Origin of the sequence: Brevibacillus sp. MCWH, from assembly GCF_013096935.1 — a bacterium.
Classification (GTDB): domain Bacteria; phylum Bacillota; class Bacilli; order Brevibacillales; family Brevibacillaceae; genus Brevibacillus; species Brevibacillus aydinogluensis.
The window spans coordinates 1-419 of sequence record NZ_SDLF01000200.1 but is presented as its reverse complement, the minus strand read 5'-3'; the positions used below and the strand labels follow the sequence as shown (position 1 = coordinate 419).

General features: G+C 49.4%; 1 protein-coding gene and 1 pseudogene. Both read right to left on the bottom strand.

Features of this window, described 5'->3' with window-relative positions; translation table 11 throughout:
• Positions 1 to 7: 7 nt before the first annotated feature.
• A complete protein-coding gene (locus ETC00_RS21035) occupies positions 8 to 130 on the bottom strand; it encodes a hypothetical protein (RefSeq protein ID WP_483296502.1) in 123 nt (40 codons plus the stop codon).
• Positions 78 to 347: pseudogene (locus ETC00_RS20065) on the bottom strand (HK97 family phage prohead protease); the annotation flags it as partial. The pseudogene ETC00_RS20065 and the gene ETC00_RS21035, both read right to left, overlap by 53 nt.
• Between the last annotated feature and the right edge of the window lie 72 nt (positions 348 to 419).

Sequence of the window (419 nt, the reverse complement as noted above, 5' to 3'; positions counted from 1 at the left end):
CGCTTAATCATTTACCAGGCATCGTTGCCGACTGTTGTATTAGGTAAATCCAGCTCGAAGCGTAATTCCTTTTCCGTGCTCTCCAGGCGCAACGTTCCACTTTTTGTGCTTCCGAGCACTTTAGACGCATCGTGTGACCACAGACCAACAACACTGCGCGTTTTCAGGCTTTCGTCAAATGCTCCAGAAGCAATCTCTTCAACAAACGTGTCGCCCCACCAGTCTCGCATCTCCGCACTTTCTGTGTTGTACTTGATAGAACCGGATATCGTCCGTTGTTCCTCCCCTTCTGCTGATTTGCGGACTTCAATTTTCACTGGCAGCGCTCGAATTTCCTTTGTTTCCATCGTCGCCTGCTTGTCCATTTTCCCCACCTCCCTTCACATACTGTTGACCAGCCATCGTCAATGGAATGACGT

Coding starts and splice junctions, on each gene's coding strand:
- ETC00_RS21035 (WP_483296502.1), bottom strand. CDS start 130: ATGCGTCTAAAGTGCTCGGAAGCACAAAAAGTGGAACGTTGCGCCTGG.